The organism is Microbacterium nanhaiense (genome assembly GCF_014646015.1).
Classification (GTDB): domain Bacteria; phylum Actinomycetota; class Actinomycetes; order Actinomycetales; family Microbacteriaceae; genus Microbacterium; species Microbacterium nanhaiense.
Map to the genome: position 1 here is coordinate 1 of NZ_BMMQ01000016.1, position 14426 is coordinate 14426.

Below are 14426 nucleotides of genomic sequence, written 5' to 3' on the forward strand. Positions count from 1 at the left end.
AGCGTCACCGGTTCGTGGCGTCCCGGCCGAACCAGCTCTGGCTGACCGACATCACGGAACACAAAACGAGCGAAGGTCGGCTCTATCTTTGCGCGATCAACGACGCGTTCAGCGGCCGGATCGTGGGGTACTCGATCGACTCGCGCATGAAAGCCTCGCTCGCGGTCCGCGCCGTCCGAAACGCGGTCCGGATGCGCGGTGACGTGAACGGCTGTATCGTCCATTCGGATAGAGGATCGCAATTTCGAAGCAGGAAACTGCGCCGCGAACTCGCCGTCCATAATCTCGTCGGATCAATGGGCAGGGTCGCGTCCTGCGGCGACAACGCGGCAATGGAATCGTTCTTCAGCCTGCTGCAGAAGAACGTCCTGAACCGACGTTCCTGGGCCACGCGTGAACAGCTACGCATCGCGATCGTGACCTGGATCGAGCGGACCTATCACCGCAGGCGTCGCCAGGTCCGCCTGGGCCGTTTGACGCCGATCGAGTTCGAGACCATCATGAACAACGACCTGACCCTCGCGGCCTAACTAGAACTGTCACCAGTTCCTGCATCAGACCCGCGAATCACTTGCGTGCCGGGGTTAGGCATTGACGGTGGTGTGGGTCTGTCCGATAAACGGTGTGTGGGATCCGGCGGTTTTCATTCGTGAGTGGTTTTCTCGAACCGTCCGGCGAAGGTGATCGCGAACGCGTTCAGCGCGGGCTTCCACCTCATCACCCAGCGTGCCCTTCCGCCGCCAGTCGGGTCAAGCGACCGCGTCACGAGGTAGAGACATTTCAGCGCGGCGGCCTCGTTGGGAAAGTGCCCCGAGCTCTCACGGCGCGCCGATAGCGAGCGTTGATTGACTCGATCGCGTTGGTCGTGCAGATCGCCCGCCGGATCTCGACGTCAGACTCGAGGAACGGCACGAACTCCGCCCAGCTGTTCTTCCAGAGCTGCACGATCGCCGGATACCGTCCGCCCCACTCGGCGGCGAACTCCTCGAACCGATCCTTCGCCGCCTGCTCCGACGGGGCCGTGTAGACGGGTTTGAGGGAACGGACGATCGCGTCGCGGTGTTGCCGCCCGGCGTAGCGGAAGCTGTTGCGGATCAGATGGACGATGCACTGCTGGACGACCGTTTGCTCCCAAGTGGTGTTGATCGCCTCCGGGAGACCCTTCAGCCCGTCGCAGACCGCGATGAGCACGTCCTCGACACCCCGGTTCTTCAGCTCGGTGAACACCTGCAGCCAGAACCTCGCACCCTCCTGGCCGTCACCGGCCCAGATGCCGAGGATGTCGCGTTCCCCGTTCACGGTGACGCCCATCACGACATAGAACGGGGTGTTCCTCACCTGCCCGTCACGGACCTTCACCACGATCGCGTCGACGAAGATCACCGGGTAGAGCGCATCCAACGGCCTGCTCGACCATTCGGCGAGTTCCCCGGCGACCTTCTCGGTGATCCGGCTGATCGTGTCCTTGGAGACCTTCGCCCCATAGACCTCATCGAAATGCGCAGCGATCTCACCGGTCGTCAACCCCGAGCGGAAAGGGACAGAACGATCTGATCGATGCCGTCCAGTCGGCGTTTCCGCTTGGGGACGATCACCGGCTCGAACGACCCGTCTCGATCTCGCGGGACTTCGATCTCGACGGGGCCGATCTCTGTCAGCACCGTCTTCACTCGCGTGCCATTTCGCATGTTCGCCGCCATCGGCGTTCCGCCGTGCTCGTGGCCGAGGTGCTCCGTCAGTTCGGCATCAAGAGCCGCCTCCAGCACGTTCTTCGTGAGTTGGTTCAGCAGCCCACCTGGCCCGACCAAGTTCACGCCCTGCTCCTTCGCCTGCGCGAGCAAGCGTTCTGCGAGTTCTTTCGATCGATGATCTCCCCGGTCACGGGATCAATCATCTCGTCGTCAACAACGACAGTGGTCGTATCAGCCACGGCCATCTCCTTTCGGATCAGGCCGGACCCCACACACCATTACTCAGACAGTCCCGGTGGTGTCGACGAGGCGACCGTCAACGAGGTGGGCGACCCCGTGCATGCGCGGCAGGTGGACGAGGTCGTGAGTGACGAGCAGGGTTGAGGTGTTTAGTTCGTCGGTGAGGCGCAGGATGAGGTCGATGATGCGTTCTCCCCGATCTTGATCCAGGGCGCTGGTGGGTTCGTCGACGAGGAGCACGCTGGGGTCGTTCATCAGGGCGCGCGCGATGTTGATGCGTTGGCGCTGACCACCCGAGAGTTGGTGCGGGCGCTTATCGTCCTGGTTTGCGAGGCCGACAGCGTCTAGGAGCTCCTCGGCACGAGCAGCCGTCTTCGCGCGGTTGCGACGACTGTGGGGAGCGCCGAGCTCGTTCATGACGCACAGCTGCTCTCGCGCGGTGAGAGAGGGGATGAGGTTCGGCTGTTGGAAGACGATTCCGATGTTGTCCCGCCGCAGGTGCGTTGCGTCGTTGGGGCTGAGCGTGGTGACGTCGACTTCGTTGATGAGGATCGTTCCGGAATCGGGGCGGATGAGGGTGGCGGCGACGGCGAGGAGGCTGGATTTGCCGGAGCCGCTGGGCCCGGTGATGCCGGTGACAGTTCCAGGGTGCGCGGTGAGAGAGACGTTGTCGACGGCGGTCACGCGGGCATCGCCGTCCGGGAACGTAAGGGTGATGTTGTTCAGGCGGATCATCGGCTGCTCCCGAGGGCGGTGAGGGGATCGGCCGAGGTGACGGATCGAAGGGCGAACGCGGCCCCAGCGAGGCCGAGGGCGACCATGATCGCGCCGGGAAGGAGAGTTGTGATGGGGCTTAGCAGGAACGGGAGCGCAGTACCGGCGAGGGTGCCGAGCAGGGCGACGATGCCGAGACCGATTCCGATGCCCACGACCAGCACGATCCACGCCTGGCCGAGAGCATCCCGGATGAGGGACCGTGTGCTGGCCCCGAGAGCTTTCAATACGGCCACATCGCCCTTGCGTTGCATGGTCCAGACGGTGAAGAACGCTCCGATGACGAGTCCGGAGATGCCGAACAGCATGGCAACCATGAGCAGGAGGGAACCGATTTCGGATCGGAAAGCGCTCAGTGCTGTCAAGGATCCGAGGGTCGTCTCCGAGATGGTGGTGTTCGCCGTGTCGGCGGTGTTCCAGTCGGGGGAGCCGGTGACGGCGAGGACTGTGGCGTAGGCGTCTGGGTTTCCGGTGGCGGCGGAGTATGCCTGCCAATCGCGCAGTGTCATCTGCACGACGGGTGTGTGGCTGTACCAGCCATCCCCGTCGATCGTTTCGACTGTGTAGGAGACACCGGCGATGTCGACATCATCGCCGACAGTCACGTCGAGGGCTTCAGCGGCGGGATCGGACAGGCTCAGCTCGCCATTCGCGGACGGTGAGGTAGCGGAGAAACCCGGTTCGACTCCGAACACGGCGATCGCGGCGCGAGTGTTATCGGTCTCACCACGGGTCTGGCTGATTCCGATGGGTTGCGCGGCCGTGACACCGTCCGTCGTCGCCCAGTCGGTTGCCTGCTGTTCGGTGATGGTGGAATCCGAGAAGCTGGCTGCGCCATCTCCGACTGTGGGGGCAGAGAAAACGATGCGGTCGGCGGGAAGTGCGAGGACGGCAGAGACATTCTGCGTGGCAAGACCTCCCGTCAGTCCGCTGAGGAATCCCACGAGGACCGTGATGAGGGCGACGACGGAGCCGATCAGGATGAATCGGCCGCGGGCGAAGCGGAGATCGCGTAGCGCGACGAACATGGTGACTGCCTTCCTGCCACAGATGCGGCGACCATTCCACTCTCGCCGTCCGGGACCCAGCGGTCATCAGCCGCCCGAACAGCGCTTCGTGCCTGGAATGTGGACTGCTCTATCGTCCTTTTGGACGATGCTCCTACTGCGTGTGTGGCGTAGAGTTCGACCATGGTGCACACCGCTTTGACTCCCGTTTTCGTGGGTCTGCGGACCGGTCTGCACGTTCTCTTCTTCGCCCTGACCGTGCTCGTCATAGCCCGCGCCGTGCTCGACCCTACGGATGCAAGCGTCCTCGTCATCGTGCTGGCCCTGATCCTCGGCGTCACGTACGCTATGGGCGCGTTTTTCCCCAGTGCCACCCGGACGCGAGGACTTCTGCCGTTGGTCTGGATGGCGCTCCTCACGGCGGAGTGGATCGTGCTGCTCTGGCTGATTGCCGATGCCGCCTACCTTGTGTTCCCGTTGTTCTTTCTCTTCCTGCACCTCCTGGGCCGGTGGTGGGGCTCAGCTGCGATCCTGGTGTCCACGATCCTCGCGATCTGCGCTCTGGGGATCCATAGCGGTTGGAGCGTCGGCGGAGTCGTTGGTCCACTCGTCGGCGCCGGGGTCGCTCTGTTGATCGGACTCGGCTATCAAGCGCTCGCTCGAGAGGCTCAACAGCGTGAAGCGCTGGTCAGAGAACTGCTGGCCACCCAAGGGCAGCTCGCAGCGACCGAGCACGAATCAGGGGTTCTCGCAGAACGCGCCCGACTCGCCCGCGAGATACACGACACCCTCGCCCAAGGACTGTCCAGCATCCAGATGCTGTTGCACGCCGCCGAACGAGCCGACCCAGGCCGTCCGGGCGTGGAACATATTCGACTCGCCCGCGAGACCGCCGCGGCAAACCTCGCTGAAGCACGCCGGTTCATTCGAGAACTCACACCACCACAGCTCGACGATCAGACCCTCGGCGGGGCGCTGCGTCGGCTTGCCCGCACGCAGTGGTCGACGCAGGGACTCGACGTGCAGGTGCGGGTCTCCGACACGGTTGCCCTGCCCATGCACCTGCAAACCGCGCTGCTGCGCATCACGCAGGGAGCGATCGCGAACGTCATCCAGCACGCCGAGGCGACCACAGCGACAGTCACCATCGCAGTTGAGAACGATCAACTTCATTTCACTGTCATGGACGATGGAACAGGATTCGACCTACAAGTCCCCGCACGGGGCAGTGCGGAGAAGTCCGACTCGTTCGGGTTGCAGGCCACGGCCGAGCGCGTGCAACAACTCGGCGGAAAGCTCACCATCGACACGGCCCCCGGACGCGGAACAACCCTGACAGTCGAACTGTCCCTGACGGAGTTCGTATGATCCGACTCGAGATCGCCGACGATCACCCCATCGTCCGCGCCGGCCTCAATGCCCTCTTCAGCCTCGAACCCGGTTTCGAGGTCGTCGCTGAAGCGGGCACGCCTGACGAGGCCGTCCTCTTGGCCGAGCGCGAGAATCCGGACGTGGTTCTGATGGACCTGCAGTTCGGATCTCAACAATCGGTCACTGGCGTGGACGCAACCCGGCGTATCCGTGCACTCGACGCGCCGCCCTATGTGCTCGTGCTGACGAATTACGACTCGGACGCTGACATTCTTGGCGCCGTCGAAGCCGGTGCCAGCGGCTATCTCCTCAAGGACGCCCCACCACACGAGCTGACCGCCGCGGTCCGCGCTGCCGCCGCAGGAGAGAGTGCCCTCGCACCTGTGATCGCATCCCGGCTCCTCAACCGCATGCGCGCCCCACAGGTCAGCCTCAGCAGTCGCGAGATCGAAGTTCTAGAGCTCGTGGCTGCAGGCCGATCGAACACCGAAGTCGCAGACCGACTCTTCGTCAGCGAGACGACGGTGAAGTCACATCTCGCCCACATCTTCACCAAGCTCGGTGTCTCATCCCGCACGGCTGCAGTGTCCACGGCGAGAGAACGCGGCATCCTCCGCTGAGAGTCAGCACTATCCGAGCGCCAACCACCGGGCCGATGCGCCCTTGAACGGTCGGGGGGCCTGGCGCCTGGTGTGTGTGACTCGTGGCAGCCGCGTCCGGGGATGCGGTCGGATCGGTGCCGGTGTGTTCGATCCGCCTCAGATGGTCGGGAAGCTCGGGGGTCAGGATGAGGATGACGTCGACGAGCTTCCAATCGATCGCAGATGCGCTTCTCGCGCGACACCGTGAGGTCGACATCCTGCAGATTGTGTTCGCGGGCGCCGAGAACGAGAACGTCGGGCTGCAGGGAGACGATCGTTTACGGTGCCCTTGCGATAGAGGTCACGGTGCGCGCCGAAAACGCACATCAGAGCGTGGTTTCGGTGGGCGTTCGCTATTTCGCGAAGTGCTGGCTTTGTCAAGGGCCTACCAGCAGGCTATCGAAGCCAGCAGGCTCTCGAGCAACACCCCAGCAGGCTCTCGAGCAACACCATCGGATCGGAGTAGACATGAAAGCAGTGGTGTACGAGGGACCCCGTCAGGTCAGCACGAAGGACGTCCCGGACGCGAAGATCGAGCGACCCACCGATGTCCTGGTCAGGGTAACGACGACGAATATCTGCGGCTCGGACCTCCACATGTACGAGGGGCGGACCTCCTTCGAAGTAGGCCGGACGTTCGGTCACGAGAACATGGGGGAGGTCATCGAAGTCGGTAGTGGCGTGGAGAAGGTCAGGGTCGGAGATCGGGTTGTGCTGCCGTTCAACATCTCGTGCGGGTTCTGTAAGAACTGCGAACGCGGCCTGACCAACTACTGCCTGACCACGCAGCCTGACCCGTCCGCCGCCGGTGCGGCATACGGATTTGCGGACATGGGCCCGTACGGCGGAGGGCAAGCGGAGCTGCTCCGGGTCCCCTTCGGCGACCACAACGCACTGCGCCTGGGTGAAGATGCGGAGGAGAGGGAGAACGATTACGTCATGCTCTCTGACATCTTCCCCACCGGCTACCACGCCACCGAGATGGCCGGCGTGATGCCCGGCGACAGCGTCGTGATCGCTGGGGCGGGTCCGGTCGGATTGATGGCCGCCCTGTCCGCGACGATCAAGGGCGCAGCAAAGGTGATGGTGGTCGATCGCCACCCTGACCGGCTCGCGCTGGCCGAGCAGATCGGTGCGATTGCCATCGACGACTCCAAGGTCGACCCCGTGCAGGCTGTGCTGGACGAGACGATGGGGCTCGGAGCTGACCGTGGTTGCGAATGCGTGGGCTACCAGGCCCACGATCCCCAGGGCAACGAGGACACCGCGGCCACGCTGAACATGCTCATCAACGCGGTGCGCTTCACCGGACGAATCGGCACCGTCGGCGTGTTCGTCCCCCAGGACCCCGGAGCCAAGGATGACCTCGCCAAGCAGGGAAAGGCGGCCATCGACTTCGGCACTCACTGGTTCAAGGGGCAGACCATGGGCAACGGTCAAGCCCCGGTCAAGCGGTACAACCGCCAGCTGCGAGACTTGATCGCGGCCGGTAAGGCGACCCCTTCCTGGATTGTCTCCCACGAAATCTCGCTGGACCAAGCAGCCGACGCGTACAAGAACTTCGACGCCAGGTCCAAGGGTTGGACCAAGGTCCTCATCAAGCCCGGCATGTCGAGCGAGAAGAAGGCGAACTGATATGACCGAGACTCTGCAGAGCAAGAGAGTCGCCATCCTCGCCGCCGACGGAGTCGAACGCGTCGAGCTCGAGCAACCCCGCGAAGCACTGGAACGGGCCGGCGCTCAGACCGAGGTCCTCTCGATCCACGACGGCGAGATCAAGGCCCGTAAGAACGACCTGGATGAAGCGGGCACGTTCACCGTCGACCGGTTGATCGCCGACGCCTCGGTGGGCGACTACGACGCCCTGCTGCTTCCTGGCGGCACGGTGAACCCCGACCAACTCCGGGTCGACAAGGACGCCGTTTCCTTCGTCCGCGACTTCGTCGAAAGCGGCAAGCCCGTGGCGGCGATCTGTCACGGACCGTGGACGTTGATCGAGGCCGGCGTGGCCACCGGTCGCACCCTGACGTCCTTCCCGAGCATCCGCACGGATCTGCGCAATGCCGGCGCGAACGTCGTCGACCAGGAGGTCGCGGTCGATAAGAATCTCATCACCAGCCGCTCGCCGGAGGACCTGCCGGCGTTCTCCGAAGCGATCGTGTCCCAACTCGCGGGCAGCACAACAAAGGAAGAGGAGACATCATGAGTGTGACCAAGGGATTACTGGTCAGGTTTGACGCGTTGCCCGGCAAGGAGGACGACGTGAAGGAGTTCCTTGACAGCGGCCGTGCGCTTGTTGAGGAAGAGCCGGCGACCACCGCGTGGTTCGCGATCCGTCTCGGCCCGTCCTCATTCGGGATCTTCGACGTGTTCCCCGATGATGCCGGCCGCGACGCGCACCTGTCCGGCGCAGTTGCGACCGCTCTCGGCGAGCAGACCGGCAAACTGTTCAGCGAACCGACGATCGAGAAGCTCGACGTCCTGGGGTCCAAACTCCCCGCCTGACACCACAGACCGGGAGAACTGGCCCAGAAATGAGGGGTCGCTGCGCGCGGTGACTTCGGGCTTACACAGCCCGCTGACGTCGTGGCAGCGGCCCCTTCTCTTGCGGCCTATCGCTAATCACCAACAGATCGGGGAACCGCGATGACAGGAACTGACGACGGCGTTGCCACGACGCGTTCACCCGAGGTAGCAGTGATCGGGGGCGGGATCGTCGGTCTGTCGACGGCGTACGCGCTGCGGGAGCAGGGCGTGCCGGTGCGCTTGTACGAGGCTGGTTTGCCCGGGACGGGTCAGTCCGCAGGCGAGTCGCGGATCTTCCGACATGCCCACGACGACCCGCGACTCGTCGCTTTCGCGCGCGAAAGCCGCGGCGTATGGGATGAGTGGGCCGAACACTTCGACGTAGAGCTGGTCTCATCAGACGGTGTCCTGGCGATCGGAGACAGCGCCCTGGCGCGGCTGCGGGTGCTCGACCAGGTCGGCGGCGTGGAAGCGCACGAGATCGACGCGGCCGAGGTCGCCCAGCGGATGCCGCTGCTCGCTGGGTACTCGGGGCCAGCGGTGCTCGACGAGTCGGGCGGCGCGATCCGCACCCGCGCCGCGATCACGGCACTCACGGGTGCCCTCGCAGATGCGGTCACGACCGGTGAGGTCATCTCCATCGACCCCCGCGCCGACGGGACGGTCGAGGTGCGCAGCGTCACCGACCGGGCTGTCTACTCCAAGGTGGTCGTGTGCGCCGGCCGCGAAACCGCCCGCCTGGCACGCAGCGTCGGCCTGTCGCTGCCGGTTCGCCTTGCCGCACACGTCAGGCTGACCTTCGACGTGAAAGCCGCCGCCCCGGCACGAGTCGCGTGCCTGCAGGACAGCAGCGGCGTCTTCGGCGAAGTCGGCGTCTACGCGACGCCGCTACCGGGCAACAGCAACTATTCGGTCGGACTCAGCGACACCGTCGGCGTCCGCGACGACGGAACTTTCATCGACCCGGCGGCGATTCGATCGTTGGACGAACGCGCACGCGAATACGTGACACGGGCGCTGCCCGGTCTCCACCCAGAGCCGCGCGAATTCCTTCACTGCTGGGTGACCGACCTCCCGTGGAGTGAGGACGGCGTGGCCGTGTGGGAGGCAGGCTCTGTCCTTTTTGTGGCCGGTCACAATTTGTTCAAGCAGGCACCTGCGCTGGGTCGCGCTCTTGCCCGGGCTGCGACCGGCGGCGGTCTCCGCGCCGAGCTCACGCCCGAAGCGCGCCTCGGCGAGGCTCAGAGCTAGGGCGTGTCTCCCAATCGCGTGGGGGTCACCCGCGATTCTGGACAGCATGCCGCGGATGAGGGTGCTTTCGGATGGCGACTGGGAACTGGTCGAGCCGTTCATGCCGGCCACGGATGGTAAGCGAGGTAGACGTTTTCGTGATCACCGCACGGTGGGGGAGGGGATCATCTACCGGTACCGGGCCGGGATCGCGTGGCGGGACCTGCCCCCAGAGCCAGCCGACCCTGGGACAACTCGCCCTATTAGCGGGCAATTCGCCCCAGGAAGAGGTGATGTCATGAGCGTGACGAAGGGACTGCTGGTCAGGTTGGAGGCCCTGCCCGGCAAGGAAGACGAGGTCCAGGAATTCCTCGGCATCGGGCGAGGGCTCGTCGAGGAGGAACCGGCCACCATCGCATGGTTCGCGATCCGTCTCGGACCGTCCTCTTTCGGGATCTTCGATGTGTTCCCCGATGACGCCGGCCGCGACGCGCACCTGTCCGGCGCAGTCGCTGCCGCTCTCGGCGAGCAGACCGGCACGTTGTTCTCCGAACCGACGATCGAGAAGTTGGACGTCCTGGGCTCCAAACTCCCCGCCTGACACCACAGGCCTCGTCGAGCGTGTCGCCGTGCGATGTTCAGGTCGCACAGCGACACACTCGTCACAATGGGGTCACGTTGATAGCTGCCTGCAGTGCGGCGGCAAGGTAGCCCGCGGAAGCACCGACGCCCTTGTCCGCGACGTAGGCGGGCGTACCAGCTGCAACCACGGTCCCACCGGCGTCGCCCGCGCCGGGTCCAAGATCGATCACGTGATCGGCCATCGCGACAACGCGCATGTCCAGCTCCGCTGCGACGACCGTGTTGCCCGCATCGACTAGCGTCTGCAGATGCGCGACCAGACGATCCGTGTCGGCGCAGTGGAGCCCGGACGTCGGCTCATCCAAGACGTACAGCGTGTCCCCACGCTGCGCACGCTGCAACTCGGTCGCCAGCTTGACGCGCTGCGCCTCACCCCCCGAGAGTTCCGTTGCCGGTTGACCCAGTCGGAGATAATCGAGTCCAACGTCCGACAAAGCGGCCAGTGATCGAGTGATCTCCTCATCGCCCAAGAAGAATAGGTTCGCCTCCTCGACGCTCATCGACAACACGTCAGCGATCGTGCGCCCCCGCCACGTGATGTCGAGCGTTGACGCCTTGTATCGGGTGCCGTGGCAGTCGGGGCATTCGGTGTACACGGAAGGCAGGAAGAGGAGCTCGACCATCACCGATCCCTCGCCCTCGCAGGTCGGGCAGCGCCCGCCGGCGACGTTGAAGGAGAATCGGCCGGGCTTGTACCCGCGGGAACGAGCTTCCGAGGTATCTGCGAATCGACGACGTACGTGGTCGAACAGCCCGGTGTAGGTGGCGACGTTTGACCGCGGCGTCCGGCCGATGGGCCGCTGGTCGATGACGATCAGCCGGCGTACACCGGTGACGGGCCCGGTGACGCGCCCATCGAGACGTTCCGGGGCATCCGCGAGGAGTGACTCGTCGCTGACCGGCTCGTCATCGGCCGGGACCTCCCGGCCAAGGCGATCGCCAAGCAGCGACGGAAGCACCTGGCTGACCAGACTCGATTTGCCGGACCCGGACACGCCCGTAACGGCGGTGAAGACACCCAATGGGATATCGACCGTGAGATCGTGCAGGTTGTTCCGCGTCACGTTCTCCAGGCGCAGCCAACTGCATGCCTCACGGGGTGCGCGAAGAGGGAGACCGCGGCCACCGAAGAGGTATCCGCGTGTCACGGACTCCTCAATATCGGCGAGCCCGTCGGGCGGGCCGCTGTAGAGCACTCGGCCGCCGTGTTCACCGGCGCCAGGCCCGATGTCGACCAGCCAGTCCGCGTGTCGCATCACGGCCACGGAGTGTTCGACGATGAACAGGCTGTTCCCTCCCCCCTTGAGTCCGTCGAGGATCCCGAGGAGCGCCGTCACGTCCTGCGGATGCAGCCCCGCCGATGGTTCGTCGAGGACGTAGACCACCCCGAAGAGATCAGAGCTGAGTTGCGTCGCGAGCCGTAGCCGCTGTAGCTCACCGCCCGACAGCGTCGGCGTCGTCCGGCTCAATGACAGGTAGCCCAGCCCCAGATCGACCAGTGGACGAAGTCGCTGCAGCACCCCTGATGCGAGCTGGACCGCAGCAGCACGCTTCTCTGGCGCTCGGCTCGGGGCTGGGCGCACATCGGGCGCGGCGGCAGGCGAGGAACCGCCAGCAGCGACATGCTCTTCCCATGCGGCCCGCGGAGAAGCAGCGCCGGAAGAAGCGGCTCCGTGCTCCTCCAGGCGTGCAACGACTCCCGAGAGGATCGTGGCAAGTTCCCGAAGCGGCAGTCGAGAGAATTCGGCGATGTCGAATCCTTCGAACGTGACGGACAGCGCCTCGGGCTTCAGCCGCTTGCCATCACAGACCGGGCAGATGGCCGCGGTGAGAAACTGCGCGACGCGCCGCTTCATCGAGGCGCTCTTCGTGTTCGCGAACGTGTCCAGAATGTACCGGCGAGCTCCGACGAATGTGCCCGAGTAGCTCGGCTCCACACCTGCTTTGATCGCAGCTTTGGACTCAGAGAGCGTGAGCCGGGAGTGGACCGGAACAAAGGGGGTCTCATCGGTATACAGGATCCAGTCCCGGTCTTTTTCCGGCAGGTCCCGCCACGGCACATCGACGTCGTAACCGAGCGCAACCAGCACGTCGCGCAGCTGATGGCCGTGCCACGCGGTCGGCCAGGAGGCGATGGCGCGTTCGCGGATGGTGAGCGAGGGGTCCGGGACCATCTGCTGCTCGTTCACCGTGTACACGCGGCCGATGCCGTGGCATTCCGAACAGGCCCCTTCGACCGTGTTCGCGGAGAAGTCCTCCGCATACAACATCGGCTGCCCATCCGGGTAGTCCCCGGTCCTCGAGTACAGCATCCGCACCAAGCTCGACAACGTGGTGATGCTGCCCACGGTCGATCGGGCATTCCCGGCACCGCGCTGCTGCTGCAGGGCGACCGCAGGCGGCATCCCCGTGATTGAGTCGACATCGGGCACTCCCGCCTGATCGATCAGGCGGCGGGCGTACGGTGCGACCGATTCCAAATAGCGTCGCTGCGACTCGGCGTACAGCGTCCCGAACGCCAGTGAGGACTTTCCCGAGCCAGACACACCGGTGAAGACGACCGTTGCATCGCGCGGCACCGTGAGGTCAACATCCTGCAGATTGTGTTCGCGGGCGCCGAGAACGCGAACGTCGGGCTGCGCGGAGAGCTTCGGCGTCACGAACGCAGAGGATTCAACCATGGTCGAATGTTAGCAACGCACGGAAAGGTCGGACGGCCTGCGGAGAGGGTTCCACACCAATAACGGCGCGGTGTGCGGCAGCGGTGGCTCGCAGTGCGACACTGGCATCGAAGCAGATGGGAATGCTGAAGATCTTGGTGACTTTCTCTCAGGCCGCGGATGTGGGCGGTGTGGTCACAGTGGCTTCGAACTCAACGGAGATCAACTTGCCGATGACACGTGCCGGCAGCCCAGCGATCGGTTCGCTCGATCTAGGGCACGATGGTGAGGCGCACGTCCTCACGAGGGGCTCGGCATCGACCGTTGAGCACGTTGCTCTGGAGTAGCGCGGAGGACTATTCCGTCACCGGGCGGTCTCAACCGATCGGCGCACCCTCGATGGATTGTGCTCAGGCCATACACGGGGTCTTCACCATCGTCGACGGACGACTCCAAGAGGCGGCGGTCACGCGCGCACCCTGACCTTGCCTCCGCACCCGACTGCACCTCGGTGACCGCATCGGTCAGGATGGTTAAGGCGGCCACCGAGATGCCCATCTGTCGTGCGCAGACCTAAAGGAGAAGACATGCAAAAGGGGTGATCGCATCACTCGCGGCATCCGTGCTGTTCGGAGTCCTCTTTTTCCTGCCATCGCTCACCGCCCCGTTGGACGAGAACAGCATCTTCGCCTGGCGCACCTTCATCACGCTCCCGCTGGTCCTCGCGACACTGATGCTCGGGGGGCAGCAACGAGCTCCGCCAGATGCTCCAGCGCGTACATCGACGGCCGATTCTCGCACTAGTCCTAACCTGCAACGGTCTCCTGCTTGGCGTTCAGCTGTGGATCTTCGGGTGGGCGCCCGTGTCCGGGCACGGGCTGGACGTCGCACTTGGCTATCTCCTGCTGCCCTTGATCATGGTCGTCGTCGGTCGCGTCATCCACCGCGAGCACCTGCCGAGGCTGCGGGTGGCAGCAGTCGTGGCCGCCGCGATCGGTGTCATCAGCGCGATCGTCCTGGCCGGTGGCATCTCTCCCGCGGCGGTAGCCGTTGCTCTCGGCTATCCCATCTACTTTGAGCTCCGCGCCCGCTTCCAGGTAAACAACCCGGGGGCGCTCGCCCTCGAGCTCGTGACACTCGTCCCGGTCGCCTTCGTTCTCGCCTTCCTGCAATCCTGGCCCGCCACGGGACCGCGGAATTGGCCATCGGGCTGCTCACAATCGGCTTGGTGAGCACCGTCGCCCTCCTGCTGTATCTCCGCGCCAGCGAACTCCTGCCCTTCGGCCTTTTCGGACTCCTCACATATGTCGAACCGGTGCTCCTCGCAATCGTCTCGATCACGATCCTCGGCGAATCCCTCACGCCCATCGACCTCCTTATATACGGGCCGATCGCCGTCGCACTCTGCCCCCTCGGCATCGAGAACGCGACCGCACGGCGCCACCCGGCCCCACCCCCGGGCTAACTGCGACCCAGCTCGTCGGTGCTGCACCCACAACGTCAATTCGGTGCGCGAGGTCGGCTACTCGATCGCGGACCGGATGACCGCGAAGCTCGCCGTTGACGCCCTCCGCAACGCCGTCGCCCGCCGCGGTGAGGTCGCTGGCTGCATCCTGCATGCCGACAGGGGCAGTCAGTTTCGCA

13 protein-coding genes and 2 pseudogenes are annotated in these 14426 nt (G+C 64.8%); 11 read left to right on the forward strand and 4 right to left on the reverse strand.

Annotated elements, in window-relative coordinates:
- Window positions 1–530, forward strand: a 530-nt coding sequence (locus IEX05_RS14995) for an IS3 family transposase (protein WP_188703256.1), incomplete at its 5' end; no start/stop codon positions are given.
- A gap of 113 nt (window positions 531–643) precedes the next feature.
- Here IEX05_RS14995 and IEX05_RS15000 read toward each other — a convergent pair.
- From IEX05_RS15000 to IEX05_RS15010, 3 genes and pseudogenes are all read right to left on the reverse strand, one after another.
- Window positions 644–1894 (reverse strand): annotated as a pseudogene (locus tag IEX05_RS15000) (IS256 family transposase).
- A gap of 79 nt (window positions 1895–1973) precedes the next feature.
- Complete coding sequence (locus IEX05_RS15005; RefSeq protein ID WP_188703258.1) at window positions 1974–2666, reverse strand: ABC transporter ATP-binding protein; 693 nt, start codon at window positions 2664–2666, stop codon at window positions 1974–1976.
- Window positions 2663–3733, reverse strand: a complete 1071-nt coding sequence (locus tag IEX05_RS15010) for an ABC transporter permease (protein WP_188703260.1) — start codon at window positions 3731–3733, stop codon at window positions 2663–2665. The genes IEX05_RS15005 and IEX05_RS15010 overlap by 4 nt, the downstream gene beginning before the upstream one ends.
- A gap of 162 nt (window positions 3734–3895) precedes the next feature.
- On the opposite strand from IEX05_RS15010, the gene IEX05_RS15015 reads away from it, so the two are divergent.
- The 8 genes and pseudogenes from IEX05_RS15015 to IEX05_RS15395 all read left to right on the forward strand — a co-directional run bounded on the left by IEX05_RS15015 (window position 3896) and on the right by IEX05_RS15395 (window position 10081).
- Window positions 3896–5080, forward strand: coding sequence for a sensor histidine kinase (locus tag IEX05_RS15015; protein ID WP_188703262.1), 1185 nt, complete (start codon window positions 3896–3898; stop codon window positions 5078–5080).
- Window positions 5077–5703 carry a response regulator transcription factor gene (locus IEX05_RS15020; protein WP_188703264.1) on the forward strand — a complete coding sequence of 209 codons (627 nt, stop codon included), beginning with the start codon at window positions 5077–5079 and terminating at the stop codon, window positions 5701–5703. The genes IEX05_RS15015 and IEX05_RS15020 overlap by 4 nt, the downstream gene beginning before the upstream one ends.
- A gap of 489 nt (window positions 5704–6192) precedes the next feature.
- Window positions 6193–7359 (forward strand): glutathione-independent formaldehyde dehydrogenase, encoded by a 1167-nt coding sequence (locus tag IEX05_RS15025; RefSeq protein ID WP_188703266.1) that lies wholly within the window; start codon window positions 6193–6195, stop codon window positions 7357–7359.
- A 1-nt stretch (window position 7360) separates the two neighbouring features.
- On the forward strand, window positions 7361–7930 hold the full coding sequence (locus tag IEX05_RS15030; protein ID WP_188703268.1) for a type 1 glutamine amidotransferase domain-containing protein: 570 nt from the start codon (window positions 7361–7363) through the stop codon (window positions 7928–7930).
- Entirely contained in the window at window positions 7927–8229 is a 303-nt protein-coding gene (locus IEX05_RS15035) for a putative quinol monooxygenase (protein WP_010155117.1), read from the forward strand. Before IEX05_RS15030 ends, IEX05_RS15035 begins: the two co-directional genes overlap by 4 nt.
- A 192-nt stretch (window positions 8230–8421) precedes the next feature.
- Window positions 8422–9501, forward strand: coding sequence for an NAD(P)/FAD-dependent oxidoreductase (locus IEX05_RS15040; RefSeq protein WP_229661371.1), 1080 nt, complete (start codon window positions 8422–8424; stop codon window positions 9499–9501).
- A 55-nt stretch (window positions 9502–9556) separates the two neighbouring features.
- Window positions 9557–9703, forward strand: a pseudogene (locus IEX05_RS15390) (transposase); the annotation flags it as partial.
- A gap of 75 nt (window positions 9704–9778) precedes the next feature.
- The gene (locus IEX05_RS15395) at window positions 9779–10081 is read left to right on the forward strand and encodes a putative quinol monooxygenase (protein ID WP_229661372.1); all 303 of its coding nucleotides are present in this window, start codon (window positions 9779–9781) and stop codon (window positions 10079–10081) included.
- Window positions 10082–10142: 61 nt separating this feature from the next.
- Here the strand turns inward: IEX05_RS15395 and IEX05_RS15050 are convergent, their stop codons facing one another.
- Window positions 10143–12803 (reverse strand): excinuclease ABC subunit UvrA, encoded by a 2661-nt coding sequence (locus tag IEX05_RS15050; RefSeq protein ID WP_188703273.1) that lies wholly within the window; start codon window positions 12801–12803, stop codon window positions 10143–10145.
- 743 nt (window positions 12804–13546) lie between these two features.
- Here IEX05_RS15050 and IEX05_RS15055 point away from each other — a divergent pair.
- Window positions 13547–14014, forward strand: coding sequence for an EamA family transporter (locus IEX05_RS15055; RefSeq protein WP_188703275.1), 468 nt, complete (start codon window positions 13547–13549; stop codon window positions 14012–14014).
- On the forward strand, window positions 14011–14247 hold the full coding sequence (locus IEX05_RS15060) for an EamA family transporter (protein ID WP_188703277.1): 237 nt from the start codon (window positions 14011–14013) through the stop codon (window positions 14245–14247). The genes IEX05_RS15055 and IEX05_RS15060 overlap by 4 nt, the downstream gene beginning before the upstream one ends.
- Window positions 14248–14426 lie beyond the last annotated feature (179 nt).

What these genes read in the sequence shown, in the direction of transcription:
- IEX05_RS15005 (WP_188703258.1), bottom strand. Translation starts at nt 2,666, where the DNA reads ATGATCCGCCTGAACAACATCACCCTTACGTTCCCGGACGGCGATGCC.
- IEX05_RS15010 (WP_188703260.1), bottom strand. Translation starts at nt 3,733, where the DNA reads ATGTTCGTCGCGCTACGCGATCTCCGCTTCGCCCGCGGCCGATTCATC.
- IEX05_RS15015 (WP_188703262.1), top strand. Translation starts at nt 3,896, where the DNA reads ATGGTGCACACCGCTTTGACTCCCGTTTTCGTGGGTCTGCGGACCGGT.
- IEX05_RS15020 (WP_188703264.1), top strand. Translation starts at nt 5,077, where the DNA reads ATGATCCGACTCGAGATCGCCGACGATCACCCCATCGTCCGCGCCGGC.
- IEX05_RS15025 (WP_188703266.1), top strand. Translation starts at nt 6,193, where the DNA reads ATGAAAGCAGTGGTGTACGAGGGACCCCGTCAGGTCAGCACGAAGGAC.
- IEX05_RS15030 (WP_188703268.1), top strand. Translation starts at nt 7,361, where the DNA reads ATGACCGAGACTCTGCAGAGCAAGAGAGTCGCCATCCTCGCCGCCGAC.
- IEX05_RS15035 (WP_010155117.1), top strand. Translation starts at nt 7,927, where the DNA reads ATGAGTGTGACCAAGGGATTACTGGTCAGGTTTGACGCGTTGCCCGGC.
- IEX05_RS15395 (WP_229661372.1), top strand. Translation starts at nt 9,779, where the DNA reads ATGAGCGTGACGAAGGGACTGCTGGTCAGGTTGGAGGCCCTGCCCGGC.
- IEX05_RS15050 (WP_188703273.1), bottom strand. Translation starts at nt 12,803, where the DNA reads ATGGTTGAATCCTCTGCGTTCGTGACGCCGAAGCTCTCCGCGCAGCCC.
- IEX05_RS15055 (WP_188703275.1), top strand. Translation starts at nt 13,547, where the DNA reads ATGCTCCAGCGCGTACATCGACGGCCGATTCTCGCACTAGTCCTAACC.